Source organism: Kribbella sp. NPDC055071 (assembly GCF_053608045.1).
Map to the genome: position 1 here is coordinate 1 of NZ_JBSGUS010000007.1, position 26,025 is coordinate 26,025.

28 protein-coding genes are annotated in these 26,025 nt (G+C 68.3%); 14 read left to right on the forward strand and 14 right to left on the reverse strand.

Features of this window, described 5'->3' with window-relative positions:
• Positions 1 to 1,320 precede the first annotated feature (1,320 nt).
• The 5 genes from ACWF4Z_RS13595 to ACWF4Z_RS13615 form a co-directional block, all read right to left on the reverse strand.
• A complete protein-coding gene (locus ACWF4Z_RS13595) occupies positions 1,321 to 3,693 on the reverse strand; it encodes a glycoside hydrolase family 65 protein (protein WP_452243319.1) in 2,373 nt (790 codons plus the stop codon).
• Complete coding sequence (locus ACWF4Z_RS13600; protein ID WP_452243320.1) at positions 3,693 to 4,433, reverse strand: beta-phosphoglucomutase family hydrolase; 741 nt, start codon at positions 4,431 to 4,433, stop codon at positions 3,693 to 3,695. The genes ACWF4Z_RS13595 and ACWF4Z_RS13600 overlap by 1 nt, the downstream gene beginning before the upstream one ends.
• Before the next feature lie 10 nt (positions 4,434 to 4,443).
• A complete protein-coding gene (locus ACWF4Z_RS13605) occupies positions 4,444 to 5,397 on the reverse strand; it encodes a sigma-70 family RNA polymerase sigma factor (RefSeq protein ID WP_452243321.1) in 954 nt (317 codons plus the stop codon).
• Positions 5,394 to 5,810 (reverse strand): glyoxalase superfamily protein, encoded by a 417-nt coding sequence (locus tag ACWF4Z_RS13610; RefSeq protein WP_452243322.1) that lies wholly within the window; start codon positions 5,808 to 5,810, stop codon positions 5,394 to 5,396. Before ACWF4Z_RS13610 ends, ACWF4Z_RS13605 begins: the two co-directional genes overlap by 4 nt.
• Before the next feature lie 121 nt (positions 5,811 to 5,931).
• Positions 5,932 to 6,951 carry a DUF4037 domain-containing protein gene (locus tag ACWF4Z_RS13615; RefSeq protein WP_452243323.1) on the reverse strand — a complete coding sequence of 340 codons (1,020 nt, stop codon included), beginning with the start codon at positions 6,949 to 6,951 and terminating at the stop codon, positions 5,932 to 5,934.
• 46 nt (positions 6,952 to 6,997) lie between these two features.
• On the opposite strand from ACWF4Z_RS13615, the gene ACWF4Z_RS13620 reads away from it, so the two are divergent.
• Both ACWF4Z_RS13620 and ACWF4Z_RS13625 read left to right on the forward strand, forming a co-directional pair.
• Positions 6,998 to 7,648, forward strand: coding sequence for an HAD family hydrolase (locus ACWF4Z_RS13620; protein WP_452243324.1), 651 nt, complete (start codon positions 6,998 to 7,000; stop codon positions 7,646 to 7,648).
• A 17-nt stretch (positions 7,649 to 7,665) separates the two neighbouring features.
• Positions 7,666 to 8,091, forward strand: a complete 426-nt coding sequence (locus tag ACWF4Z_RS13625) for a hypothetical protein (RefSeq protein WP_452243325.1) — start codon at positions 7,666 to 7,668, stop codon at positions 8,089 to 8,091.
• On the opposite strand, the gene ACWF4Z_RS13630 is transcribed toward ACWF4Z_RS13625, so the two are convergent.
• Positions 8,064 to 8,891, reverse strand: coding sequence for a phytanoyl-CoA dioxygenase family protein (locus tag ACWF4Z_RS13630; RefSeq protein ID WP_452243326.1), 828 nt, complete (start codon positions 8,889 to 8,891; stop codon positions 8,064 to 8,066). The two genes, ACWF4Z_RS13625 and ACWF4Z_RS13630, sit on opposite strands and share 28 nt — an antisense overlap.
• Before the next feature lie 104 nt (positions 8,892 to 8,995).
• Between ACWF4Z_RS13630 and ACWF4Z_RS13635 the strand changes: the two genes are divergently transcribed.
• The 3 genes from ACWF4Z_RS13635 to ACWF4Z_RS13645 all read left to right on the forward strand — a co-directional run bounded on the left by ACWF4Z_RS13635 (position 8,996) and on the right by ACWF4Z_RS13645 (position 12,561).
• A complete protein-coding gene (locus tag ACWF4Z_RS13635; protein ID WP_452243327.1) occupies positions 8,996 to 9,817 on the forward strand; it encodes an ABC transporter substrate-binding protein in 822 nt (273 codons plus the stop codon).
• A gap of 66 nt (positions 9,818 to 9,883) precedes the next feature.
• The gene (locus ACWF4Z_RS13640; RefSeq protein ID WP_452243328.1) at positions 9,884 to 12,127 is read left to right on the forward strand and encodes a CehA/McbA family metallohydrolase; all 2,244 of its coding nucleotides are present in this window, start codon (positions 9,884 to 9,886) and stop codon (positions 12,125 to 12,127) included.
• Positions 12,128 to 12,129: 2 nt separating this feature from the next.
• A complete protein-coding gene (locus tag ACWF4Z_RS13645; protein WP_452243329.1) occupies positions 12,130 to 12,561 on the forward strand; it encodes a hypothetical protein in 432 nt (143 codons plus the stop codon).
• Here ACWF4Z_RS13645 and ACWF4Z_RS13650 read toward each other — a convergent pair.
• Positions 12,554 to 13,009, reverse strand: coding sequence for a pyridoxamine 5'-phosphate oxidase family protein (locus ACWF4Z_RS13650; RefSeq protein WP_452243330.1), 456 nt, complete (start codon positions 13,007 to 13,009; stop codon positions 12,554 to 12,556). The two genes, ACWF4Z_RS13645 and ACWF4Z_RS13650, sit on opposite strands and share 8 nt — an antisense overlap.
• A gap of 66 nt (positions 13,010 to 13,075) precedes the next feature.
• Between ACWF4Z_RS13650 and ACWF4Z_RS13655 the strand changes: the two genes are divergently transcribed.
• Together ACWF4Z_RS13655 and ACWF4Z_RS13660 are read left to right on the forward strand one after the other, a co-directional pair.
• Entirely contained in the window at positions 13,076 to 15,784 is a 2,709-nt protein-coding gene (locus tag ACWF4Z_RS13655) for an ATP-binding protein (RefSeq protein ID WP_452243331.1), read from the forward strand.
• Positions 15,785 to 15,867: 83 nt separating this feature from the next.
• On the forward strand, positions 15,868 to 16,446 hold the full coding sequence (locus ACWF4Z_RS13660; protein ID WP_452243332.1) for a dihydrofolate reductase family protein: 579 nt from the start codon (positions 15,868 to 15,870) through the stop codon (positions 16,444 to 16,446).
• A gap of 4 nt (positions 16,447 to 16,450) precedes the next feature.
• On the opposite strand, the gene ACWF4Z_RS13665 is transcribed toward ACWF4Z_RS13660, so the two are convergent.
• From ACWF4Z_RS13665 to ACWF4Z_RS13680, 4 genes are read right to left on the reverse strand one after another with little or no spacing between them, the layout of a single operon-like run.
• Positions 16,451 to 17,026 carry a hypothetical protein gene (locus ACWF4Z_RS13665; protein WP_452243333.1) on the reverse strand — a complete coding sequence of 192 codons (576 nt, stop codon included), beginning with the start codon at positions 17,024 to 17,026 and terminating at the stop codon, positions 16,451 to 16,453.
• A gap of 1 nt (position 17,027) precedes the next feature.
• Positions 17,028 to 17,957: a DUF6286 domain-containing protein gene (locus tag ACWF4Z_RS13670; protein ID WP_452243334.1), complete on the reverse strand. Its 930-nt coding sequence runs from the start codon at positions 17,955 to 17,957 to the stop codon at positions 17,028 to 17,030.
• Positions 17,944 to 18,126, reverse strand: a complete 183-nt coding sequence (locus tag ACWF4Z_RS13675) for a hypothetical protein (RefSeq protein WP_452243335.1) — start codon at positions 18,124 to 18,126, stop codon at positions 17,944 to 17,946. Before ACWF4Z_RS13675 ends, ACWF4Z_RS13670 begins: the two co-directional genes overlap by 14 nt.
• Before the next feature lie 19 nt (positions 18,127 to 18,145).
• Complete coding sequence (locus ACWF4Z_RS13680) at positions 18,146 to 18,625, reverse strand: Asp23/Gls24 family envelope stress response protein (protein ID WP_452243336.1); 480 nt, start codon at positions 18,623 to 18,625, stop codon at positions 18,146 to 18,148.
• Between the two features lie 178 nt (positions 18,626 to 18,803).
• On the opposite strand from ACWF4Z_RS13680, the gene ACWF4Z_RS13685 reads away from it, so the two are divergent.
• The 3 genes from ACWF4Z_RS13685 to ACWF4Z_RS13695 are packed head-to-tail and all read left to right on the forward strand — an operon-like array spanning position 18,804 to position 20,319.
• On the forward strand, positions 18,804 to 19,370 hold the full coding sequence (locus ACWF4Z_RS13685; protein WP_452243337.1) for an RNA polymerase sigma factor: 567 nt from the start codon (positions 18,804 to 18,806) through the stop codon (positions 19,368 to 19,370).
• Entirely contained in the window at positions 19,361 to 19,924 is a 564-nt protein-coding gene (locus ACWF4Z_RS13690; protein ID WP_452243338.1) for a hypothetical protein, read from the forward strand. The genes ACWF4Z_RS13685 and ACWF4Z_RS13690 overlap by 10 nt, the downstream gene beginning before the upstream one ends.
• Entirely contained in the window at positions 19,906 to 20,319 is a 414-nt protein-coding gene (locus ACWF4Z_RS13695) for a hypothetical protein (protein ID WP_452243339.1), read from the forward strand. Before ACWF4Z_RS13690 ends, ACWF4Z_RS13695 begins: the two co-directional genes overlap by 19 nt.
• A 4-nt stretch (positions 20,320 to 20,323) precedes the next feature.
• On the opposite strand, the gene ACWF4Z_RS13700 is transcribed toward ACWF4Z_RS13695, so the two are convergent.
• Entirely contained in the window at positions 20,324 to 21,175 is an 852-nt protein-coding gene (locus ACWF4Z_RS13700; protein WP_452243340.1) for a GTP-binding protein LepA, read from the reverse strand.
• 266 nt (positions 21,176 to 21,441) lie between these two features.
• Between ACWF4Z_RS13700 and ACWF4Z_RS13705 the strand changes: the two genes are divergently transcribed.
• From ACWF4Z_RS13705 to ACWF4Z_RS13720, 4 genes are all read left to right on the forward strand, one after another.
• On the forward strand, positions 21,442 to 22,125 hold the full coding sequence (locus ACWF4Z_RS13705; protein ID WP_452243341.1) for a GAF and ANTAR domain-containing protein: 684 nt from the start codon (positions 21,442 to 21,444) through the stop codon (positions 22,123 to 22,125).
• A 170-nt stretch (positions 22,126 to 22,295) separates the two neighbouring features.
• Positions 22,296 to 22,985 carry a GAF and ANTAR domain-containing protein gene (locus ACWF4Z_RS13710; RefSeq protein ID WP_452243342.1) on the forward strand — a complete coding sequence of 230 codons (690 nt, stop codon included), beginning with the start codon at positions 22,296 to 22,298 and terminating at the stop codon, positions 22,983 to 22,985.
• 87 nt (positions 22,986 to 23,072) lie between these two features.
• Positions 23,073 to 24,137, forward strand: coding sequence for a lysylphosphatidylglycerol synthase transmembrane domain-containing protein (locus tag ACWF4Z_RS13715; RefSeq protein ID WP_452243343.1), 1,065 nt, complete (start codon positions 23,073 to 23,075; stop codon positions 24,135 to 24,137).
• A gap of 49 nt (positions 24,138 to 24,186) precedes the next feature.
• Positions 24,187 to 24,792: a hypothetical protein gene (locus tag ACWF4Z_RS13720; RefSeq protein WP_452243344.1), complete on the forward strand. Its 606-nt coding sequence runs from the start codon at positions 24,187 to 24,189 to the stop codon at positions 24,790 to 24,792.
• Between the two features lie 7 nt (positions 24,793 to 24,799).
• On the opposite strand, the gene ACWF4Z_RS13725 is transcribed toward ACWF4Z_RS13720, so the two are convergent.
• Together ACWF4Z_RS13725 and ACWF4Z_RS13730 are read right to left on the reverse strand one after the other, a co-directional pair.
• The gene (locus ACWF4Z_RS13725) at positions 24,800 to 25,264 is read right to left on the reverse strand and encodes an ester cyclase (RefSeq protein WP_452243345.1); all 465 of its coding nucleotides are present in this window, start codon (positions 25,262 to 25,264) and stop codon (positions 24,800 to 24,802) included.
• Between the two features lie 113 nt (positions 25,265 to 25,377).
• On the reverse strand, positions 25,378 to 26,010 hold the full coding sequence (locus ACWF4Z_RS13730) for a TetR family transcriptional regulator (protein ID WP_452243346.1): 633 nt from the start codon (positions 26,008 to 26,010) through the stop codon (positions 25,378 to 25,380).
• Positions 26,011 to 26,025 lie beyond the last annotated feature (15 nt).

Consider the following 26,025-nt stretch of genomic DNA (forward strand, 5'->3'; position numbering starts at 1 on the left):
TCAACGTGGAGCACGCGCAGCGCAGCGAGCATGAACGACGTTGACACCGACCAGCGCCGGCACACAATCACCGAGCGAGGAAACACCAGGCCCCCCAGAACACCCGCCAACCCGTGCGTCACTCCATACCGTCTATCCCGGAGCCGCTCACCCGAGTGGTCGCACAGCGGATGTGATCACCGGGGCGGAATCTGGTGAGGCCTTCGGTCCGTGGGGCGGGACGTGGTGAGGCTGACGATCAGGGTCCGTTTCGGGTGGGGGTGATCACGGCGGAGGATATCCCCGCGAGTTGCGGGTTCTCTGCTGGTACTAGAAGGGTGAACCCGCAACCCACGAGGTTATCCCTTCGTAGTGGGCCGGTGGGGAGGTGGATCGCTGTGGGGCAGCGGTCCGGGTGCCGCTGGCCAAACCCCTCGGGGCGGTCGGTCGATGACGTGGTGAGGTTGCCCCGCCCGGGCGGTGTTCATCTCATGGGTTCTCCCATGAGTTTGTCCGTTCCCCCACCGGGATTTCACCGGAGAACCGGCCATCTCGTGGGAGAACCCTCGCGGTGGTGGCCGGGGGACGGGCCGGGGTCTCGGGATGTGGCCGGGTTTGTCCGGGTGGCGGGATTCGCCTGGCAGGGAAGGGGACCGGGAGGATCTTCTACCCGCAACGGGAAGAGATCCACCCCAGCCCGCGAGACACGCGCTACCGCACCAGCGAGTGGATGAATCTGCCCGGATCGCGAGATCCCAAGACCGGGACAGCCCCCGCGCAACCGACACGTGCACACCAGCAGACCAGGACCGGCCCGTTCACCAGATTCCGCACCGAATCACACCGAACCAGACCAGCCCGTCACCACACCGACCAACCCGACCCACCTCAACCCCGGCGCACAGCTCCACGCCGACCAACCGGATCCACACCACCCGGCTCACAGCCCCCCGCGGGATCCGCGTAGCTGCGTCCTTCCCTGGTCGCGGTGGTGTGGGTCAAGGGTCGAAGATCGCGCAGCGACGCCGAAGGCGCCCTTGACGCACGCCGCCGTGACTAGCACGATCACGCAGCGGAGACCGCGAACCACAGTCCCTCCGCAAAGCCCTGACCACAGTTCCTCCGCGAGGCCCGCCCCTGACCACAGTCCCTCCGCAACGCCCACCCGAACCACAGTCCGGAAGGCCCGACCGAATCACACTCGCTCTGCGCACACCATGCGAGCGGCGGATCCACCATCCGCGCCCCGCCGAAGGCGGCAACAAGACAGCCGCCGCGGAGCGGTGTCCCGATCAAACCCACACCTCCTTCACACGAGCTGTTCCCGCCGAGATCGGGAGTTCAGGTTTCTTTGTCGTTGAGGGTCATGGCGGATCTTGGTTCGCGGCCGAGGGGCTGGGGTGGGCGGGGTAGGAGGGGCTGGCGTTTGTGGAGGGTTCGGATTACTGGTTTGTCGGTGGTTACGGTGATTTCCTCGTCGAGGTGCATGAAGGTGACTCGGGCGTCGTCGCCGTCGTGGACCGAGTACTGGACCGACATCGAGTCGATCGCGACCCGCAGGCGGGCCCCGCGCCAGCGGATGGTGAACTTCAGGCCCGACAACCCCTGCGGCAGCGCGGGGTCGAACGACAGAACGCCGTCGTGGTCGCGCAGTCCGCCGAAGCCGGCCACCAGGGCACTCCACGCCCCGCCGAGCGACGCCATGTGGAGGCCGTCGCCGGTGTTGTGGTGCAGGTTGCGCATGTCGATCAGCGCGGCCTCGTACGCGTAGTCGTAGGCCAGATCAAGGTGACCCACCTCAGCCGCCATCACGGCCTGCACGCAAGCGGACAGCGACGAGTCCCGAACCGTCAGCCGCTCGTAGTAGTCGAAGTTCCGCGCCTTCTCCTCCGCGGTGAACGAGTCGCCACACCAGAACGTCGCCAGGATCAGGTCAGCCTGCTTGATCACCTGCGTGCGATACAGCGTGAAGTACGGCGCATGCAGCAGCAGCGGATACTTGTCCTTGTACGCCTCGAAGTCCCATACCGCGTAGCCGGTGAACCCTTCGGACTGCGGATGTACGCCGAGGTTCTCGTCGTACGGCACATACACAGCGGCCGACGCGTCCCGCCACGCGGCCTCTTCCTCCGCGTCGACACCTAATTCACGGGCGATGCTCGGGAGCTGCGCCGCGACCGCAGCCGCCGAACGCAGGTTGCGCGCCGCCATCAGGTTCGTGAAAACGTTGTCGTCGGCAACAGCGCTGTACTCGTCGGGTCCGGTCACGCCCGGCAGGTGCCAGCGACCGTCGCGGTCGTGGTGGCCCAGTGACATCCACAACCGGGCCGTCTCGACCAGCAACTCGAGTCCGACCTCTTCGAGGAACTGCTCGTCCCCCGTCGCTCGGTGGTACCGCATCACCGCTTCGGCGATGTCCGCGTTGAGGTGGAAGGCCGCCGTACCGGCCGGCCAGTAGCCCGAGCACTCCTGGCCGCGGATCGTCCGCCAGGGAAAGGCCGCACCCCGCAGGCCCAGCACGTCGGCTCGCTCGCGGGCCAACGGCAGAATCGAGTGCCGCCATCGCAGCGCGTCAGCGGCCGCATCGGGCAGTGTGTACGTCAACACCGGCAGGACGAACCCTTCGGTGTCCCAGAACGTGTGCCCGTCGTACCCCGCGCCCGTGAGCCCCTTCGACGGGATGGCTCGCCGCTCCGCCCGCGCGCCGGCCTGTAGGACGTGGAACAGCGCGAATCGCACCGCCTGCTGGAGCTCCGGGTGTCCCTCGACCTCGACGTCGGCACCGTCCCAAAAGTCGTTCAGGAACTCGACCTGCTGCTTCAGCAGCCCTTCCCAGCCGGAGAAGCGCGCACTGGCCAGCGCAGCGGCCACCTGGTCCCGAACAGCCGTTTCCGACCGCAGACTGGACCAGCCGTAGGCCAGGTACTTCACCACTCGCAACTTCTCGCCCGGCTGCAGCTGCGCGATGAACGTCGACCGCGCCCAGTCCTCACGGACGTCTTGGTCCTGCGCGAACCGGACCGTGGTGTCCACCTCATGGCACATCGCAGCGGCAATCAGCTGGCGGCTGCGGGTGGTCCGGTGGATCAGGGTGACGCCGTGCTCACCACCGTCGTGGCTTACCGGCTTCAATGGGTTGTCCAGTACGGCGGCCACCCGCGGATCGTCAGACAGCTTCGGCTGCGCCTCGTTCGCGACCAGCTCGGACTGGATCACGAACCGCGCGGGCTGGTCCACGGCCTCGACGGTGTACTCGATCGCGGCCACCGCCCGCTGGGTCAGCGAGACGATCCGGCGACTGCTGATCTTGACCCGCTTGCCACTCGGTGACGTCCAGTCGACGTCCCGTTCGAGAATGCCGGTCCGGAAGTCCAGGGACCGCTCGTGCTTGCTCAGGAAGCCGTAGCGCAGGTCGAACGGCGAATCGTCGACCAGCAGCCGGATCAGCTTGCCGTTGGTGACGTCCACCAGCGTCTGGCCGGACTCCGGGTAGCCGTAGCCGGCTTCGGCGTACGGGAGGGGACGCTGCTCGTAGAAGGAGTTCAGGTACGTGCCCGGGATCCCGTACGGCTCGCCCTCGTCAAGGTTGCCACGCAGGCCGATGTGGCCGTTCGACAAGGCGAACAACGACTCAGACTGCGCCAGCTTGTCGAGCGCCAGGCGGGTCTCCCGCAGCTGCCATGGCTCGATCGGGTGGTGTCCGCGGTCGATCATCAGTCCTCCAGCAGGTCGGCCAGGTCGCGTACGACGATGTCGGCACCATGGACCTTCAACGCGTCGGCCTGCCCGACGCGGTCGACACCAACCACAAACCCGAAGTGCCCGGACCGGCCCGCCGTGACCCCGGCCAGCGCGTCCTCGAACACGACCGCCGCGGACGGCTCGACACCGAACTTCTTGGCCCCGAGCAGGAACGTGTCCGGTGCCGGCTTGCCGGCCAGCCCCTCGGTCCGGATCGTCACACCGTCGACGATCTCCTCGATGTACTGCGCGAGCCCGGTGACCTCGAGGACCTCCCGGGTGTTGGCGCTCGAGGACACCACGGCCCGCCGCAGCCCGGCCTGCTCGGCGGCCTGCAGGTACCGCCGCGATCCCTCGAACACATGTACGCCGTCGGTCCGGATCCGCCGCTGGACGGCGTCGTTCTTGAGGTTGCCGAGTCCGTTCACCGTCATCGCGCCCGGCGGATCGTCCGGCGTGCCCTCGGGCAGCGTGATCCCGCGGGAGGTCAGGAAGTCCCGGACGCCACTCGCGCGCGGCTTGCCGTCGACGTAGGCGTCGTACTCCGCTCTGGCGTCGAAGGGCCGGAACGGGATGCCGTGCTGCTCCGAATAATCCCGGAGGAACACGTCGAACATCTCTTTCCAGGCGGCGGCGTGAACAGCCGCGGTATCGGTGAGCACACCATCCAGGTCGAACAGACACACCTGGATCTCGGAAGGCAGTCCCAGCATGTGGCCCACACTAGGGGGTCAATCGGTCCGGAAGGCCAAAGGCCGGGAAACGGGAGTAGCCGAACGTCATGATCTCGACGATCTTGCCGTCGCCGACCCGCAACACATCCAGCTTGAACGCCCGGAACACGGTGTCCCCGGGCCTGCGCAGGTAGGAACCGGCCGCCGGCAACCGGTTCGCCCAGGTCGGCACCAACCGCCAGTCGCCGTCCCGCTCCGGCCCGAAGGCACGCTCGAACAGCGGCCGGATGGACTCGAGCCCGTCGAAGACCATCGGGTTCGGCGGCATCGACACGCGCAGTTCCTCGGCCGCGATGGCGATCGCTGCGGCCGCGTCGCACCGCTGGTGTGCGTCGATGAATCGGCCCAGGACGTCCCGCTCCTCGGCTGTGGGCCGAGCAGCGGTCCAGTCGCTACGGCGAGCCGGCAACCGTTGCTGCATGGTCACCCGGGCTCGTTGCAGGGCGGAATTCGCCGCCGCCACGCTGGTCTCGAGGAGTACGGCGGTGTCCGCGGCCGACCAGCCGAGGACGTCGCGGGCGATCAGTGCGGCCCGTTGCCGAGCCGGCAAGGCCTGCAGGGCGACCAGGAACGCGAGCTCGATCGTCTCCCGATCCACGGCGACCGAGTCGGGCTGGTCGGTGGGCGGGGCGATCTCGTCGAGCATCCGGTCCGGGTACGGCTGCAACCACGCGACCTCGCCCGATGACGTCGTACGGCGGGCAACGTCGAGGCACACGTTGGTCGCGATCCGGTACAACCAGGCGCGGAAGTATGTCCGCCCGTCGAACGAGTCCCGCCGCCGCCAGGCGCGCAGCAGGGTCTCCTGGACGGCGTCCTCCGCGTCGTCGAAGGACGCGAGCATGCGGTAGCAGTGCACGTGCAGCTCGCGCCGGTACCGCCCGGCGAGGTCGGCGAACGCGGTTTCGTCGCCCGCGAACGCCGCCTCCTCGAGAGTCGTCATGACGGGTTCTTTCCCACCTCCTGGACCGTCCAGCCGTTGCCGTCGGGGTCCGAGAAGGTGAAGAAGCTTTCGAAGTTCTGCCGTTTCGGGCTGACGCCGGGCTGCTGCCCCTCGGCGGTGAAGTGGAACGGCTCACTGGCCTCCACGCCCCGCTCGACCAGCTCGGCCCGGGCCGCCTCGATGTCGTTCACCACCAGATGCGTGCCCTGGTAGGTCCCCGGCGCCGCCTTGGTCAGCCCGATACCGATGCTGATCGAACACGCCGACCCCGGCGGGGTCAGCTGGACGACGCGGAACGAGTCACCCATGCTGTGGTCGACGTCCACGGTGAATCCGAGCTGCTCGGCGTAGAACTTCTTCGCCCGGTCGACGTCCGATACCGGGACGATGACGAGTTCGAGTTTCCAGTCCATTGACGGCCTCCTGCGGTCGGGTCGGCCTCAGTCTGACCGACGCTGCTGACCATGTAACGCAGCCCGGCCGGAAAACTCATCGGCCCACCGATGACTATTTCCTGTGCGCCCGGGAGATCGCTCAGCGGTAAAGGCTGACCAGCCGCCGGCACACCGGTGGGTTGCTCAGCACCTCGGTGCTGTCGGCGAACTGGTCGATCGAGCCGATCAGGCCGTACCGGCGGAGGTCCGGGTCGGTCACCGTCTCCAGGCAGGCGCCGGCGAATCGTTCGGCGCCCAGAACCATGGCCGGGCGGGTGTGGAACGGACGCGGGCTGGGGTCGACCTCGTCGGTGATCGCCAGTGCGTTGTGCCGCCGACCAACCAGTTCGTACGCCGTGACCAGCGCGTGCTCGCGTGCCGCCAGGTCATCGGCCCCCAGCGCGTCGGCCACGGCCTGGTCGAGCCCATCCGCGTGGTCCAGGCGGGCGAACGCCGTACCGAGCCATTTGGAGTACGGCGCATACGTCCGCGCCTGCAGGAGCGCCAGCCGCATGACGTCCCGCACCAGCCGGGCAGCCACGACGCGTGACCCCAACGAGTCCCCGGCCTCAAAGGTCCGCTGGACGAACGCCTCCTCCTCCGAGATCCGGGACCACTGGCACGCCATCAGCCAGCGCCACACCTCATCCGGGTACCACTGCAACACCTCGCGGACCGCAGCGAGGCGGCCGTCGTCGGCGTACACGCGTCCGGCCACCACACCGAGGAGCTGCTGCTGCGGTGTCACCAGCCAGTCCACCAGACCGATCCCCTGGCTCGCATCGAACCCCAACTGACCTGTCAGCCACTCCCCCACCGTTGTGACCGTCACATGGTGCATGGGCTCGACGTCGTCCCAGCCGAATCGGATCGGGAACCCGTCGTACTTCTCCGGCAGACCAGCGTCCACCCGCGCCCGTACGTGCTCGACCTCAGCGGAATCCACCAACACCACGGCTCGCAGTCCCCACCCGTGATCCATCGATCGCTCGGTGTCGTACCCGAGCACGTCCGATCCCCAGCCGAGCAGTCCGGCCGCGTACGCGACGTCTCCCACCAAGGGTCGGATCACCTCGGCGTGAAACCCGACACCGACCTCCCGCGCGCTCCTGAACTCCACTGCACTCCTCAATCGGTTGACCATGGCTCCGCCTAGAGTGACGCAAATGAACAAGGTTTCGCATGTGGTTTGGGACTGGAACGGGACGTTGCTCAACGACAACCAGATCGTCCTGGCAGCGGTCAACCAGGTGTGCGCGGGGTTCGGTCGGGCTGACCTGGTTTGGGCCGAGTTGCAAGCGGTGTACGCGCGACCGATGCGCGTCTCGTACGAGGCGATCCTGGCCCGTGTCCTGGACGACGAGGAGTGGGCGCGGGTCGACAAGCTCTACCACGAGCGGTACGACGCTCTCCTGTCCACGAGCGGTCTCGCGGCCGATGCGCCGGACGCCCTGCGCCGACTGAGCGAGAGCGGACGGACCCAGTCGCTGCTGTCGATGTGGTTCCAGGCGCGGCTCGTCCCGACGGTCGAGCAGTTCGGGCTCACGCAGTACTTCACTCGTGTCGACGGCCTGACCAGCCAGGTCGGCGGCGAGTCGAAGGCGGACAGTCTGATCCGCCACCTCGCGGCCCAGGACCTCGACCCGGCCGACGTCGTACTCATCGGTGACGTCGTCGACGACGCCGTAGCCGCCCGGTCCGCCGGCGCTAACTGCATCCTCGTCACCACCGGCTCGATGACCCGCGCGGCCCTGGAAACTACCGGTGCCCCGGTCACCAACTCCATCACCGAAGCCCTCCACCTGCTCGACAGCTGATTCAGACGGGACGACCCATGCAGCCCATCCTGTCCAAACTGCCCGCCGCGTTGGCCGTACTCGGCGGGGTCTGGATGCTCTTCCTGTTCTTCAACTCCGCGGACGTCACGTACGACGGCTACCGCTCGGACGACGCCGAGATCTCCGTCAACTGCACTCCACTCGGCAGCCTCGAGACCTCTCGGCTGCAGATGGACCACTCGAGCTTCGACGGGCGCCAGGCCGCTCAGACCTTCGCCGGGCAACTGCAGAAGGCCGGCCAGGGCGACAACTCCGAGAAGCTCGTCACCCAGCTCGAACAGAAGGTCACCGCCGACTGCCAAGAAGCTCGCCTCGACCGCGTAGCACTCCTCGTCCTCGTCTCCCTCATCACCGGACTGCTCGCGACCGCCGCGCTGGTGCGCGCCCGCCGGACTCAGATCCCGACGGTCGGGTTCCGGTAAATCACTGGGTTGAGGGGTGTGTTGGGAAGCGGGTGCGGAGCCGTGTCGGCCCGCCAGTGGTCGAGCTCGGAGCGTTGGTGGTCGTTCGTCGGAGTGATGATCGGCATGTCGGCGTCGATGTAGATGATGGTCATCACCCGGCGTGGGACCTCGGTGGTGTTGGGTCCCGCACGATGGAACGTCCACCCGCTGTGGAAGCTGACGTCGCCGAGCGCGTAGGGCTCGGCGGAGACCTCGAAACCCTGCTCGGCCAACGCCTTCCGCAGTGCGGCCTCGGACTCATCGCTGATCGGGACGTCCCGGCCGAACGCGAAGGACTGGCTGCCGACGGCAAACTCCAGCGGGCCCATCCCGGTCGGCGTCTCCTGCAACGGCACCCACGCGGTGCAAGCACGATCGCTACCGAACGGCCAGTAGTACTGGTCGGCGTGCCAGGGCGTGATACCGCCGTCGGCCTCCTTGTACAGCGCCTGATCGTGATACAGCCGCACCCGATCGACACCCATCAGCTCTGCCGCGATCCGCCCGAGCCGCTCGGACAGCACGAGCTGCTGGACGACCTCACTGTGCCGCCAGAGGTTCGTCACCTGCAGAAAAGCCTTCGCGTACGTCGAACGCTCCGCCAACGGCAGGTGCATCGTATTCAGCTCGATCACCCTGGACGTGATCTCCGGCCCGAAGTACTCAACAGTCGCCGCATCGAAAACCCCGGACAACCGAACAAACCCGTCCCGCTCGAACTCCCGGACGGCTTCCGCACCAAGCACGTACGGCGAATCCACGTCAACTGATGCAGTCACCAGACCTCCCTGCCACGGATCTCACGACTGACCGTATCGGGCGACACGGCGCGGGCGCCTCGGTAGGGTTGGCTGCTCGCGACGTCTGGGTGGAAGGCGGCAGCATGGTGTCCGATGGTTGGTCCTTCGAGGATGACCGGCAGCAGTCCGTGGTGGTGGCGGAGCGACCGAGGCGGATCCTTGCCTACGCTCAGGCGGCGCAAACGCTGACGCGGCTCGGAGTGCCAGTGGTGGGCTACTTCGGCTCTCAGCACCACGCAGACGCCGGCGGCAGTGCGGCAGCCGGGCTGGACGTTCCCTTGGTCGGCTCGGGCGATGCGATCGACCTGGACCTGGTCAAGTCGCTGCAGCCGGACCTCATCGTCACTGTGACCTATGGCGGCGAGACGTACGGCGTCTCGGCGGACGCGGCCACCAGCCTCGGCGAGATCGCACCGATCCTGCTGATCGGCATCGCCGGCAACCGCACGCTCACCTCGGTCATCCAGCGCTTCCACGACCTCGCGAGTTCGCTAGGCGCAGAGGTAGACGACCCAGAGGAAGCCCTCACCACAGCCATCGCCCGACTCACCACCACAGCACAGGTCGTGGCGCTCTCCGGCGGCACTCCCACGGACGCGTACGTCGCGAACCCGGCGTACTGGCCGAGTCTTCGACTCCTCGCTGACGCAGGTGTCCCGTTCGCCCCGACCACCACTGCGGGCGGCTGGGAGGTGGTCAAGTGGGCCGACCTCGCCACCAGCCACCCCGCCGACGTCCTGCTCTACGACCAGCGCCCCAACTCTCTGAATGCGGAGAGCCTGGCCACCATCCCCGCGTGGTCCGAGCTGCCGGCCGTAGCCGCGGGCAAGGTTCTCCCCTGGAACCCCGAGCCCGCCCTCACCTACGAAACCGCCGCGGCCTTCGTCAGCACAGTGACCTCCTGAAAAAGGTGATGACCGGCTTGGACCTCGGCCATAGGCTCGGGGTCCGGCGTACCAACAGGAGGCCCCGTGTTCCAGCCGCTGCTTGCATCCGCCACTCGAGCCGTCGAGAAACTCCGCGACCTTGGTGATCCACTCCCGGACGACGTCACCACTCGCCTCCCCAATCTCGCCGATGCGGCCGAGCTGGACGAGCTACTCCGTCCGTACGTCCTCATCGAGGTAGAGGTCGACGAGCAAGGCATGGCAATCAGTACGGCGGGTGCCGCAACGCCGCAGCTGGTCCAGCACGGCTGGCGGAGCTTCCTGGTTCGAGTCGCCAACCCACAGCAGCTGCAGGGCGGGCTGGCCGTCGGACCTGGCGGCGTACTCAATGTGATCGACAGCCACAGCCACGCCGCCCGGATTGCGATGCCGGACACGCTGACCAGCGTGCCGCGGATCAAGACCGCCTGGCTGGAGACACAACTCGCCGGTCCGACCGATCTGTCCGGTCTGGACGCCGAGTACAAGGTCATCAGCCTGTACGGGCGCGACAGCGGCACTCACCGGGGTGAGGTCACCTTCCTCCGCACGGCGGAGGGTGTGAACACCTGGCAGCGGATGGGGTTCGAGAGCCGCCAGTACGGCGCTGTCATCGAGTTCGACTGTCTGCCGGCGCGCGACATCAGGTTCGACATCCGCGAACCCGACGGCAGCAGCTCCGTCGCGACACTGACCGTCAGCGACACGCAGCGGCGGATCTACCCGTCGAGGGCGATGCGGCTGGCGCCCGACATGTTCTTCCACGATCACGTCTACCGCGCGACCGGCGAAATGATCGCGCTTCCGGCCGGACAGTACGAGATCACCGCGCGCCGCGGCCCGGAGTACCGCGAGGTCCGCCTGGACGTGGCTGTAGCCGCTGACACCGAGGCCGTGGCGATCGAGCTGGACCGCTGGACCGATCCGGCGGCCCACGGCTACTACTCGGGCGACCCACACATCCACGCCGGCGGCTGCTCGCACTACAGCGTGCCGACCGAGGGCGTCACGCCGGAGACGATGATCCGGCACGTCCGTGGCGAAGGTCTCTGGATGGGCAGCGTGCTCACCTGGGGTCCCTGCTACTACCACCAGAAGCAGTTCTTCAGCGGCTCGTCGATCAGCCCGCGCGCCGAGCTCGAGTACGCCGACATGCAGCGGGCGCAAGGGATGACCTGGAAGCCGCAGGACACCGATCGCGACAACCAGAGCGTGCTCAGGTACGACCTCGAGGTGTCCGGCTTCCCGTCGAGCCACTCCGGTCACGTCATCCTGCTCGGGCTGACCGACCAGGACTACCCGGGGACCAAGATCATCGAGGACTGGCCGTCCTGGAACCTCCCGATCATGCGCTGGGCCCACGACCAGAACGCGCTGGCCGGCTACGCCCACTGCGGTCTCGGCCTGTCGGTCGGCACCGAAGAGCTACCGAACTACCTCATCCCCGGCTTCCAGTCGATCGGCTCGAACGAGATCATCGTCGACGTACCGCTGGGTGCCGCCGACTTCCAATGCGGCGCCGAGTTCTCGCCGGCCGTCGAGCTCAACATCTGGTACCACCTGCTGAACGTCGGCTACCGCACCCTGATGCTCGGCGAGACCGACTACCCTTGCATCTACGACGACGGCCCGGGCATCGGGCGCACGTACGTCCAGCTGCCCGAGCCGCCGCGCGGCGAGCGAGCCCTGGAGTCATGGCTCGGTGGACTGAGGGACGGAGCGTCGTACTTCGGGGACGGCCGCAGTCACGTCTACGACTTCGCCATCGACGGCGACACCAGCCGCGAGCGTACGGCGGAAGCCGCTGGACCGGTCCGGGTCACCGCGACCCTCGCCGCCTGGCTGCCCGAGGAGCCACCTACGTTGCCTTCAGCGGGACAACCGGCATACAGCGCACCCGTCGGCTGGCACCTCGAGCGAGCCCGGATCGACCGGTCCCGGTCGGTGCTGGTCGAGGTGCTGGTGAACGGCGTGCCGGTCGGCTCTCAGCAGCTGGTTGCCGACGGCAACGAGCATGCGGTCGAGTTCGACGTACCGCTGGAGCGTTCGTCCTGGGTTGCGCTGCGGATCCTGCGCAGCGTGCACACCCAGCCGATCTTCGTCGAGATCGCCGGCCAACCGATCCGGGCATCGCGCCGAAGCGCGCAATGGCTGCACGATTCGGTCGACGCGCTGTGGAAGGCCAAGTCCGGCTTCATCCGCGAGACCGAGCAAGCGGCGGCACGTGAGGCGTACGACGCCGCACAGGCCGCCTACCTGACCCGCCGCGACGAGTGCGAGGTGGACTGATCATGTACGGCGAACCCGCCGGCTGCTGTGGTCCGGTCGACACCACCGCACCGATCTCCGTGAGCATCAACCCCGAAGCCCGGGTCAACGTCGCCCGAACGGCAACCCGGATCCAGACCCTCGCCACCGGCGAATGGCAGCCCATCCCCCTGACGATCGCCAACTTCGGCTACGTCACCGGCCAGCTCGCGATCGAGAGCGACCCGGTCCCCGGGATCGAGCTGGACCTCCCCCTGCACGACCTCACCGGCGAGCCCCGCCAGGAGGGCGAATTCCGGGTCCGGTTCGCCGAGCCAGCCGTCGTCGACATCACCCTCACCTTCCGAGCCCTGGGCTCACTCGGCGGCCTCGCCAACCACAGCTCCCTCAACCTCCTCCTCCGGTCCGAGACCCCGGTCGATCGCGGCCATCGCCCGCTACTGGCTCTCAGCTGAGTGGTAGCTCGATCGGGATGCGGATGTCAGCCTCGTCGGACAGGATGACGGAGGCTTCCAGCGCGTGCGCGCGGTAGAGGCGGAGTGGCTCGGGCGCACGGAGTCGCTTGGCTTCGAAGGAGGCTAGTTCGGGGAGGCGGCTGCGGAAGATCTCCGTGCAGCGGTCGAGGTCGGGGTCGCTGACCTGTTCGGCGTAGGCGGTCAGGTAGACCGCCTCGCCGGTCAGCAGCGGGACCTGGGAATCGAAGATGACGATGCCGACCTCGGGACGCTCGGCAAGGTTCCGGGAGTGCCGGCTCTCCGGCCGAGACACCCAGTAGAAGTCGATGCCGCCGTCAGGCGTGTAGTACACCGGCGTCGCCCACGGCCGACCGTCGCGGTCGGCCGTCGCAAGGGTCAGGTAGTTGTTAGCCTCGACGATTCGTCGAGCTGCCTCTTGTGCGCTCATGTGGCCAGCGTGGCCCGGCGACGATTGGCCCACATCCGTGGCCACCACTGAAGCTAGTGTGCAGGAATGGACTGGCGGGATCGGATTTCGGCGCGGGAGGCCGAGGTGCTGGCGGCGATCCGCGGGCACCAGTCGAACGCGCAGATCGCAGAACACCTGCACCTGTCCATTCGCACGGTCGAGAGCCACGTCGCGTCACTCCTCCGCAAGGCCGGTGTCCCCGATCGCCGTACGCTCGCCACCCTCGCCGACACCACCACCTCGTCAAGGCTGCCCGCCTTCCCGACGTCATTCGTCGGACGCGACGACGAGTGCATCGCAGTGTCCGCGGCGCTCGACAACGCGCGGCTGGTCACCCTGCTCGGGACCGGCGGGATGGGCAAGACCCGGCTGGCCGTCGAGGTGGCCGCGAGCCTGGATCGAGACGTCGTGTACGTCGACCTCGTGCCGATCCGGACCGACGGCGTCGGCCAGGCGGTGGCTCAGGAGCTCGGCGTCGTCGAGCGACCCACCGGGACCCCCACCGACGCGGTGATCGACCGGCTGCGCGGAGAGCGGGTTCTCCTGCTGCTGGACAACTGCGAGCACGTGATCGCCGAAGTCGGACAGTTGGCCGCACGGATCCTGCGCTCGTGTCCGCACGTCACGATCCTCGCCACCAGCCGCGAACGACTCGCCGTACCGGGTGAACGACTCGTCCAGGTGCCATCCCTCGGCGCTGAAGCTCACAAGCTCTTCCTGGACCGCGCCCGAGCCACCGAGCCCAGCCTGGTCGCGGAGCCCACGGCGGTCGAGCGGCTGTGCGAGACGCTCGACGGCATGCCGTTGGCGATCGAGTTGGTCGCCGCGCGGACCGTGTCGCTAGGTGTTGACGGCGTCGCCGTCGCGCTGGCCGACCCCTTGCGTTTGATCTCCGGTGGCCGTGGGCCGGATCAGCGGCACCACTCATTGCAGGACGTGATCGGCTGGAGCCTCGACCTGCTGGCCGACGACGAACGGCGACTCTTCGGTCGGCTCGGGGTGTTCGTCTGCAGCTTCACCCTCGACGCTGTCGCGGCAGTCACCCCGGACCAGAGCGCCGGGGCCATCGCGGACCTCGTCGGCAGGCTCGTCGACCGGAGTCTCGTCGTCCACCGGCAAATGTGCGGAGTCACCCGATGGTCGCTGCTGGAAACCGTTCGCGCGGTCGCCGTACAGGATCTGAACGACTCGGACCTCACGGCCAGATACGTGCAGTGGGCCGCGGACACGGCTGCCCAACTGGAGGCTCGCATCGATTGCCTTCCGCCGGCCGACTTCGACGCCGTCGCCAATGACCTGCGCAACGCGCTCGCCCAGGCTGTCCCGGACGGTACGGCGTACCGGCTGGCGCTGTCGCTGGCCCACCTCAGCTTCGGGCGCGGGCTCGTCGTGTCAGCCCGCGACCTCTACCGCCGGGCCGCCGAGCTAGCCCCCGACCCGGCCGCCGCGGCCGACCACCTCGGTACGGCGGCCGCCGTCGCCCTCGCCATCTCCGCCGGGGACACCAGCTTCGGGTTGTTGCTGGAGGCAATCGATCGCGCGGCCGCGGCGGGCGACCGGACCAGGCAGGCGGTGGCACAAGCCTCGGCGGTACTGGCCGCCACTCGCTTCTCGACGTCCTTCACCGACCCGATTCCGCGGGATCGTCTGGTCGCCTTGTTGACCGAGGCAACGGCTCTGGCTGATCCGACCGACCCGCGGGCTGCCGCCGTACTCGCGATGGCCCAGGCGTGGATGTCGGGCCGGACGCCACTCGACCCGGACCTTGAGGTGGCGCAGATGGCGGTGACGGCCGCCCGGCGTTCCGGGGACGACGCACTCGTGCTGGGCGCGTTGGACGTCTTGGGGACGGCACTGGCCAACGACGGGCAACTGCGCCGCGCTCATCGGCTCTCCGACGAGCGGCTCCGGCTGGCCGCCACCGCCGCCCGCCACGAGCCCGCGATCGCAGCCGAGCTCGTCGATCTCTTCCACGTGGCGTCGACCTCAGCGATCGCCGCCGGAGATCTGCCCGCCGCTGCCGCCATCGCGGAGCAGGCGGCCCGGCACGACACTGTCGGCACCCACCCGGCTCTCGTCGCGCCGCGGTTGATCCGGCTCTACGGCCTGACCGGCCGCTTCGACGAGGCGTTGCTTCAGGCCGATGTGCTGTGGGACGGCTGGTTGGCGGCCACGACCTCCACCGAGCTCTCCTCGCTCCGCGGCGACTGGCCGTCGTCCGCCGGGGCGATCGTGGCGATGGTCCACGGCCTCCGCGGCGACCTCCCGTCGTCCGAGGAATGGCGTTCACGCGCCCGCCGGATCGCGCACGTCGACAAAGCGGCGGACTCCCTCGGACTGGCCGCCGCTGCGGCATTCGCCGACGCGCGCGTCGCAGTACACACCGGCCGGTACGAGGACGCACCACAGCTGGTCGCCGCCGCGCTCGCGTCGTTCCCGGAGAAGTGGTGGATGGCTTACGCCCACGCGGCCGGGGCCGAGCTCGCGGTGGTCGCGGGCCTGCCCGACGCGGCCGACCAGCTGAAGGCCGCGGAGCCTGCCGCGGCCGAGAACGACTGGGCGGCGGCCTGCCTCGCACGCGCTACCGCCCGGCACGCCGGCGATCCGGAGCTGATGCTCGAATCCGTGCACCGGTGGGAGCGCCTCGGCGCTCGATTCGAACGCGCGGTCACGCTGCTGCTGGTGCCGGCGCGAGCCGCTGCAGGGCGTGCCGAACTCGACCTGCTCGGGGCGACGGCGCCGCGGATTCAGTAGTGACCACGGATGTCTGGGCGGCCGCTGACGGCGAGGCTGGTGACAACCCCGCTGGAGCGGGTCACCAGCCGTAGGAGGAAATCATGGGCACGGTCGCCGTTGGGATGTCGATGTCGCTGGACGGGTTCGTCACCGGACCGCACGTCAGCCGGAAGGACCCGTTGGGCGAGGGTGGCGACGTCCTGCACGACTGGCTCTGGAAGACGTCCACCGCTGCCGACCAGGCGGTGCTTCAGGAGATGGTGGACGGTGCCGGAGCGATCCTGATGGGGCGACGCTCGTACGACATCTCCGTCGGCGACGGCGGTTGGGGCGACGGCGGTCCGGCCGGCCAGGTTCCGTGCTTCGTCCTCACGCACAATCCCCCGGCCGAGGCGCCGGCGGTGTTCACCTTCGTCACCGATGGCGTCGAGAGCGCGATCGCTCAGGCACAGAAGGTGGCCGGTGACAAGACCGTCGGCTTGCACGGTGCCACCGCGGCGCAGCAGGCACTGGCGGTCGGATTGCTCGACGAGATCCAGGTGCACCTGGTTCCGGTGTTGCTCGGTAGCGGTGTCCGGTTGTTCGACCTGCTCGGCCGCAAGCCGGTCACGCTCGACCGCGACCGCGTCGTCGAGGCCGGCAGCGGCGTCACCCACCTCCGCTACCGCGTCGTCAAGTAGGAGGTCAGATCGTGCGGCGAGGTGGTGCTGTCTTGTCGGTGCGGGCTACGCGGAGGTGGATCCGGTGGCGCAGGTCTGGCAGGCCGATGACGTGATGGAGGTCTGCGGCGACGCGGGTTGCGGCGGCGTAGACCGTGCCGAGGTCGGCGCTCGGCTCGATCGTGCAGCGGAGCTCGGCGACCAGCTCGCCGCGATCGGCGACCACTCGGCCGGATGCGTCGCGAACCGCCGGACAGTTCGTCAGTGCGGCTGCGGCCGCGCTCGCGGCCGAATTCGCGTCGGCCGTCAGCTGGCCGCTACGGTCGGCGCCGGCCAGCTTGAAACGGCCTCCGACCCGACGAGGCAGATGCTTGGTCAGCCACCAAAGACCGAGGGCGAGCAGGAGCACCCCGCCTGCACCCGTTGCCCACGGCCACCATTCTGCCTCGGCCGGATCCGCCGGCCCGGTCAAGGTGACTCGACCCGGTGCATCCGGCAGGACGTCGTACCACCAACCGAGCGCCAGCCCACCCGCTGTGATCAGCGCGAGGGCGACGACGGTCCCGACGAAACGGTCGACGACGATGATTCCCCGACGCATGTCAGTCCTCCCGTACCGAGATCCGGGTCCGCAGCCGCGGCGTGATCAGCTGCAGCCGATCGTCCACCGCCGCGGTCGTCTCGCTGATCACCCGGGCGGAATCGCCGAAGGTCACCACGTTGATGCGCAGCTTGCGCCGCTTCGCGACCGCAGACACCTCCGTGACGGAGTCGACGTGCCGCGCGCTGTCGCAGGCGAGGCGAGCCGCGTCGGCGGCACGGATCCAGATCATCGTGTCGGGATCGCCGACCGCGAGATGCGTACGCCTGCGTGGCTTGAGGGTGACGGCCAGCAGGACGAGTCCGATCACCACGGCGCCGATACCGGCCGCGATCATCCAGCTGTGCGGCGTCAGTACGACGCTCCGATCGAACCACTCCGTGGGGATCGCCGGCCCGTTAAGGAGGCCAGTGACGCTCAACATCTCACCGAACCCGACCACCCCAAGACCGATCACCAAGACCGCCGCAACGAGCCCGATCACCGTCGCCGCCGGATTGGCCGCAGGCCCCTTACCAGCAACGGGATCGGCAGCCACCGCTCGGTCGACCGGCCGGGCAACACCGGCTTCGACGCCGGTGATGTCGACGTCCACCCGGTCGACGCCAAGCCCGGTGAACTGCTCGACATCCGCCGCAACCCGCGCACGTACACCGTCGGCCACCTCCGCCAGCGAGTGTCCCCAGGCCCCCGCGACCTGGACCTCGATGCGAACCCGGCGCCCGGCGATCACCGCACGCGCCTTCGGCAGACCACGACCCAGTACGGCGCTTTGCCGGACGACGGCCGAGTGGTTCCGCGCGCTGATCTCCGCGATCCGCTCGACCGCCCGCTGCGCGATCTCCAGCCGGCCACGATCGCCCCCTTGCGCGACCGTCTCCGCGACTGGAACCAGGCCCGCGTCGGCGACAGCCGGCTCAGCCACGGCCACGGCGCGAGATGAGGTCGTCCAGGCCCTTCGTCCCGTCGGACACGAACCGGCCGACGACAAACCCGACCGCCCCGAGCACAAGCGCGAGCAGGAAGCCGGGGAATCCGCCGGCCGCGGCGGCGATGGCGATCAACAGGCCGGCGAACAGGCCGATGACAGACGTGGTCACGAAGTCTCCTCGAGTGCGCTTACTGGACCCGGCGTTCGGCCGGAGCCTCATCGGTGTCGTCATCGTCGTCTCCCTCCAGGTGTACGTCGCTGACCGCGATGTTCACCTCGGTGACCTCGAGACCGGTCATCCGCTCGACCGCGGAGATGACGTTGCCGCGGATCGCGTCGGCTAGGTCGGCCAGGCTCACGCCGTACTCGGCGACGAGCTCGATGTCCACGGCCGCCTGCTTCTCGCCGACCTCGACGGAGACGCCCTGGGACAGGTTGGTCCGCGAACCGGGGATGCGCTCGCGCAGCATGCCGACGGCCCGGGCCGCACCGCCGCCGAGGGCATGCACACCCTCGATCTCGCGGGTCGCGATCCCGGCGATCTTGGACACGACGACGTCCGCGATCGTGGTCTTGCCCTGGGCAACCTCGGTCAGGCCGGTGCCTTCGGCAACGACCGCGGTAGTGGCCCGCTTCGCGGTGCCCTTGTTCGTCATGGTTTCGGTCATCAGCAGGTGCCCTTCTGGTCGGCGGACTTCGAGTGGTGTTCGGAGCCGTTCCCTGGATGGACACCCTGACCGAAACAGTCGTCACGGTCGTGATCGGCTCGGGTGGCGTGACGTACGTCACCGTAGCGGGCCGGGCGGTTCAGCGTGACATCGACGTGCCTCGTGTCGTCTAAATGGCATGGTGGCGTCTCCCGGGGTGATCGAGCTGGACGAGGCGACGCTGGTCGCGCGGGCCCGCGATCGCGATCCGGCGGCGTTCGAGCTGCTGGTGCGGCGCTATCAGCGCCGGATCTACACGCTCTGCCTGCGGATGCTGAACGGCGCGTCCGGTGATGCGGAGGACGTCGTACAGGAGACCTTCGTGACCGCGTGGCGGCGACTGCCCGAGATCCAGCACGACGCCGCGTTCGGGGCGTGGCTGTATCGGACCGCGACCAACAAGTGCCTGACGCTGCTGCAACGACGCAAGCCGACCGTCGACCTCGAAGAGCACGGCGACCCGATCGAGCCTACGGTCGTCGGCGACCCGGCCCGCACCGCCGACAACAGCGCGGCGATGCAGGCTCTGGCCGAGGCGCTGCGCCAACTGCCACCATCGCAGCGCGCCTGCTGGTTGCTCCGTGAGGTCCACGGCCGCTCGTACCAGGAGATCGCCGAGTTGGTCGGTACGACGCCGACCGCCGTCCGAGGACGAATAGCCAGAGCCCGCGCCGAGCTCGCGGAGGTGATGAAGCCATGGAGATGAATCCGACCGACCAGACAGACCTGCACGCACTGCCCTGTGGTCGCACGGTCGAGGACGTCTGGGACGAGCTCGAAGCCGGTGCGGCGGGTGCACACCTGGCCGGATGCCCGCACTGCCAGACCGCTCGGGCGAGCCTCGAGCAACTCGTCGAGGCGACCAGCCAGCTGATCGACGATCCGGTCCAGGTGCCCAGCGGACTGCTGGACCGGATCATGACCGCGGTACGCGCCGACCTCAATCTCGGCCGCACGATTCCGTTGCCGACCGGGGATGCACAGGTCGAGCTGTCCGTGCACGCGTTGGCCGCCGTCCTGCGGTACGCCGTCGACGGTGTGCCCGGGATCCGGGCGCGGCAATGCAAGGTCGAGGTCTCACCGGAGCGGCCCGGTGCCGTCCAGGTCTGGATGTCGGTGTCGTTGCGGTTCGGATCCGGGCAGGTGGACCAGCTGGAGGAGGCGCGCGGCCGGGTCGCCCTGGCGTTGCGCGGGCAGATCGGCCTCGAGCTCGACACCCTCGACTTCGAGGTGGTCGACGTGTGGACGGACGAGCGGTGAACCCGGACGACGACGAGTCCACGCGGCAGAGCGCCGTACCGGGACGGACCGTCGAGCAGATTGCCATCGCGGCGGCTGCCGCTGAGGCAGCGCGGTCGGCGCCGGGGGTGATTCGGTTGCAGCCGGGGTTGAAGGGGCTGCTGAAGCAGTTCGCGGCCGAGGCCTGGGAGCGCGCGACCGGCCGGGAGCTTCCCGATGTGGCTGGGGTCGAGGTCGGAGCAGGTGCGGCGCTCGAGATCGGCGTACGCATCGTGGCCGGGGCCGATCACCGGGCCGCGGACGTCGGGCTGGCCGTCCACGACGCCGTGGTCGCCGCGGTCGAGGGTGCTACCGGTCGAGTGCCGACGGTTCGCGTCCGCATCGTCGACATCGACCTCGAACCGCACTACAGCTGAGCCGTCAGCGCCGGCCGGCGAGGGACGCGGCGTGGCGGAGGCTGTTGACGACGTACGACGGAACCCGCAGACCCTGGCGTTGAGCCCACAGCAACTCGGTCTCGACGCGTCCGATCTGCTCCGCGTACTTCCGCAGACCCACATCACCGTCCGAGGTGATCTCGAGCCGTTCCATCACGACTCCGAAGTCGCCGCGCTGGGTCTCGTCGTACGCGCCGACGGGCTCGAACGACCAGCGCCGGATCACCCGAACCAGCCACTTCTGCCAAGCCGCCAACTCGGCCCACAGGCCTTGCGCGGCGATCTTGTAGTACGCGAAGTGTCCTGGCTCCTGCCGTCTGATCGGGCCGACGACCGTTTCCGCGATCGCCTTCTCCCCCAGCTCCAGCAGGCCGCTGTGCAGCCTGTTGTACGCCAGGATCGCCGACTGCTCGGTTGCCGCGCCGGTCAGGTAGTAGAGCATCCGGCTGATGTCCTGCACCGCACTCGTCCGGCCGAGCACGCCCAGCAACCGCAACCGGATGTCGATGGTGGTCAGATCCGGGGTCGAGGCCGGCAGCCCGACCAACAGTTGCAGCCGGTCCAGGAGCAGGCCGTGATGGATCTCCTGCGGCAGCCACACATCGGCATAGAACAAGCGATCCACTTCCGGCGGGTCCGGCAGCAGCAGATTCAGCTCGAGCACGTTCCGCTCGACCTCGAGCTCGACCCGGGACATGTACGTCAGCACCGGCCCGAACCGCTCCGCCAGCAGGGCAGGCCGCGCCATCGAATAGTCGGCGCTGTCCACCGGGATCGGCGGATGTTGTGCTCCCAACCGCTCCACGTGTTCGCGCAATCTCACTTCAACACTCATCGTTCACTCCGAGATTCGACCCACCATCGAAGCTTCGTTGACCACCCGCCGGCGGATGGGTGGAACGAGCCCGAGATCAAGGGGTTAGGCAACTACCGATGGGGCACTGGAGTGGCAGGACGGCCCGGGTTCTCGAGGGTCGGAGCGGTCCGAGGTTCCGGGTGTTGAGACTGCCAGCACCCGGAACCGCTGCTCCCGACCAGATTGTCGCGGCCGACTGCGAGGATTCACTGCCCAGTCGGGTCATGCCAGTGCATGATGTGGCCATGGAACAGGTCGGCGCCGACACCTTCGCTCAACTGGCGCTCGAGCTTCACGACGCGGACACCATGCAGGAGACCGTCGAGGCCGTGGTGCAATTCGCCTTGCAGGCGGAGGCCTGTGTGTACGCCGGAGTGGCCCTGACGCTGCGTGGTCAGCGCGAAATCGCGGCGGTGACCGATCCGCTGGTCGCCGAGCTGTATCAGTTGCAGTTCGACTCCGGCGAAGGTCCTTTGCTGGAAGCTCTGACCGAAGGAACCGTCGTCGAGGTCCCGGATGTCGAGGCCGAGACCCGCTGGACTGCCTGGGCGCACCTCGTGGCGACCCACGATGTCCGGTCCGTGCTGCACGTGCCGATGTGGGCTCGCGAAGAGCTGCTCGGCGTCCTGTCGCTCTACCATCGCGAGCCGAATGCGTTCACGGCCGACGATGTGGCGATCGCGCACATCCTGGCCCGTCACGCCTCCGTCGCGGTCGCCTCGGCGCGGGCCGACGAGACCATGGCCGCGGCCATCGACGCCCGTAAGCTGATCGGTCAAGCGATGGGCATCCTGATGGAGCGCTACGACCTCGACGACACTCGCGCCTTCGAGATGCTCCGGCGGTACTCGCAGTCGACGAACACCAAGCTGAGGGATGTCGCCCAGGAACTGGTCGACACCCGGAAGCTCCGCGGCGACCACCGGTGAGCGACGAGTGAGCGACGAGTGAGCGACGAGCTGTTCGTCGACGTTCACGACTGCGGCGCCGAGGAGAAATCGGCCTGATCTCGCACCGGACCGCGATCTGGTGCATCATGAGTCTCGCGTTGGCTCCAACCAGTGGGTTCGCACCTCTTTGGCGACCCCTGGAGCTACCCATGCCGTTCGACCCCCTGGCCGAGACCTTCGGCCGGTTCGCCATCGAGCTGTCCGGTCTGGACGGCGTCGAGGAGACGGTCGACGCCGTCGTTCAGTTCGCGCTCCAGGCGGTCCGGTGCAAGCAAGCATCCGTCGTACTGATCGCTCAAGGTCGACGCCCCGAAGTGCTGGCGGTGACCGCCCCGGCACTCGCCAACCTCTACCAGCAGCAGATCGACGTCGGCGCCGGGCCGCTGCTGACCACGATCGAGCAGCAACAAGTCGTCCTGATCCCGGATGTCGCCGCCGAGACCCGATGGTCGCGGCAGTGGGTCGAGCAGGTCCTCGGCGCCGGGATCCGCTCCGCGCTGCATCTGCCGCTGATGCTCGGCAACCGGCCCCAAGCGGTCCTGAACCTGTACGGCGAACATCCCGGCGGTTTCGACGCCGATGACATCGCCGTCGCCCACATCCTGGCCCGCCACGCCACCGTCGCGATCGCGTCGGCGCGCCACGAGGCCACCATGGCCCAGGCGGTCGACGCCCGCAAGCTGGTCGGCCAGGCGATGGGCATCCTGATGGAGCGCTACGACCTCGACGGCGATCGCGCCTTCGAAGTCCTCAAGCGCTACTCACAGCACAACAACCGCAAACTCCGTGACGTCGCCCAGGAGCTGATCGACACCCGCCGCCTTCCGCAGGCCGACTGAACGGTGCCTTCGGCCCCCTCTTGTATCCCCGGATCCGGTGCGTTCGGATCGGTGAGGCAAGCTTGGAGGTGAAAGGAGTGCGACCGCATGGAGACATCCCGGTCGGGACCCACGACCGGGTCCAGGCCCGCGTGGTACCGGCGACTGTGGGCGGTCGTCTCGTTACTCATCCTGATCGGCGTCGTCGAGTACGTCGTACTCCCGAAGCTCACGCTCGCCCGGGAGTCGCTCCAGCGCGTGACCGAGCTCAACCCGGTCTGGGTCATCGGGGCCGTCGTCCTGGAGGCTTGCAGCCTGGTCGCCTACTCGCTCTTCAGCCGCGCTCTGCTGGCCAGCGATCGGGTCCGGTTCTCCTGGATCCTGCGCTCCGACCTCACCGGGTACGGCGTCAGCCACGTCATCCCCGGTGGCGCGGCGACGGCGACCGCGGTCCGGTTCCGCCTGCTCGTACAAGGTGGCGCGCGGACGAGCGACGTGACGGCGACCGTGACCGCGGAAGGTATCGGCTCGCCGCTCGCACTGGCGCTGGTGGGCTGGGTGACCTTGATACCGGCCGTGCTGTTCCGCGAGGCCCGGCCGGCCTATCTGCTGATGTTCCTGATCGGCCTGGTGGCCCTGGTCGTCGGCGCGCTCGCGGGCCGCCGGCGTTCCTGGATCGCCCGGCTGTCCGCACGTCTGGTGCAGGCGGCCGTACGGCGACTCCCCCAGCGCGTCCGGCCGTGGATCACCGCGGTCGCGATCCGGATGCGCGACCTGCTCGCCGACCAGCAGGTGCGCAAGGCGTTCCTCATCTGGGCGACCCTGAACTGGCTCTTCGACGCCGCCGTCCTCTGGCTCTTCCTGGCCGCCTTCGGCGAGACGATCAACCCGGTCCCCCTCCTCCTCGCCTACTGCGCCGCCAACCTCGCCGGCGTCATCCCGCTCACCCCAGGCGGCCTCGGCTTCATCGAAGGGGTAGCAATCTCCACCCTGCTGGGCTTCGGCGTCCCCGGCCCGACCGCCGTCCTGGCTGTCCTCTCCTGGCGCCTCATCCAGTTCTGGGCCCCGGTCCCGGTCGCCGGCCTCACCTACCTGACCCTCCGGGCCGAAGGCACCTGGCATCCCCGCCACCGACCACCAACCCGCCGCAATCAGGCGTCAACCACACCCTGAACCGCCTTCACCCCTGTGCTGAGATCACAGATCTGGTATAAACCTGAATATGCGTCACCTGGCGCTTCTCCTCGCCACCTCCGCCCTGAGCGCCGCACTGATCGGCTGCTCGGCGCACTCGACCGCGGGCACGAGCAGCTCGGCGCCTACCACCACCCATGCGCCCGAGACCTCCGCCACACCGTCGGAGTCGGCATCTACCACGTCGGCCCGGTTCACCTCACCCGATGGGTACTCGCTCGTTCCGCCGGCTGGATGGAGGGAGTACCCCGACGGTGAGGTGGGCGTGTTGTCCGGGGTACTGATCGCGCCGAGTCTTGATCCGGCCGCGAAGTTCGTCGACAACATCAACGTGGTGATCACCAAGAATCGCAGTGACCTCGGCACGACGATCGCGGAGACGAAGCGGGCACTTCCCACCGCCTTGACGCACTACCGCGTGGTGATCGACGAGCCGGCCACCGCGGACGGGCAGGATGCTCACTTCCTCGGCGGTACCTACGACCGGACCGAGTCGGGTCACCTGGAGAATCTGCAACTCTTCCTCATCACCAGCGGTAAGCAGTACACAGTCACCTTCACCAGCACCGCCGCAAGCTTCCCGGCCCTCCGCGCCCGCGCACAAGCCTCGCTGCTGTCGTTCAAGGTGACCTGAAATCCGTTCAGCCGGCGGCTGCGGGGGTCGTGACGGCGGATGTGAAGTCGGGGGTGACGCCGAGTTGGGCGAGCATGATGCTGAGGCCCACGTAGCAGTTGAACTCCTTGATCTTGCCGTTCTCGACGTACCAGAAGTCGGCGGTCGGGATGTCGAGCTTGGCTCCGGTCGGCTGGATCACCCCGTCCGGACTCGGGAACGGCCCGGTGAACGTTCCCTGGATCGAGAGTTCGACCGCGACGACGTTCCCCATCACGTGGAACTTGTGGAACTCCCGATGGACGTCCGGCGCGAAACTGGCCATGAAGACGACCAGGTCTCCCAGGTGCTCGCCGCGGTAGCTCTCCTGCGCGACGACATTGTTGAATACGCCGTCCTCGGTGAACAGCTCGATGAACCCTTGAACATCCAGCACACTGCCTTCGGCCGCGTGGTAAGCGGCGCGAACGACAGCTTCGACGTCGGTAGACATTGCCTCGACTCCTCAAAGAAGTTAATCCGATGCTTGATTAACAGCATGAGGAGGTCGCGCCGAAGTTGTCAAGCAGCAGCTTGACTATCAAGTCCGTGATTCAGGAAACCGCGTCAGCGGGCGTCGGAGCCGCCGCGAAACGCGCCGAGCACGACCGGGAGCAAGAGGTTCTCGATCTGCCGCTCCGACCTGCCGGCGATCTCGGCACCGAGCGGAGCCAGGGCAAGCCAGTTCAACAGACCGGCCGCGCACCGCGTCCGGAAGTTCAGCTCGGCCCGTCCGACACCCGGGAGCTTCACCGCCAGCACCGCAACCGCGTCCTTGCGCGTCCGGTCGAACTTGCCCGCCAGCCGATCCCAACCCTCAGGCGGGTCCGCCGCGACCCGCGCAACGGTGCGCATGATCGCCAGCTCGTCCCCGTCCGCCGACAGCGCGCGCACCATCGGACGAGCGAACGCAGCCGCCAGTTGCTCGATCGATGACCCGGGCGCAAGCGTGCTCATCGACTGAATCTGAGCGTCCAGGTACTGCTCGAGCGCAGACGCGATCGCCGCATCACACAACGATCCGAGCGAGCCGAAGTGGTAACTCACCGCCGCGACATTGGCGTCCGCGGCATCCGTGATCTCCCGCAGCGTCACCCCGCTCGCACCCCGCTGCGCCAGCAACTCGAGCGCAGCCGCCAACAACCGTTCACGGGTCCGCCGCCCCGTCTCACGCCGCTGATCCACTCGACCTGCGCTCACCCAACTACTCAAGCA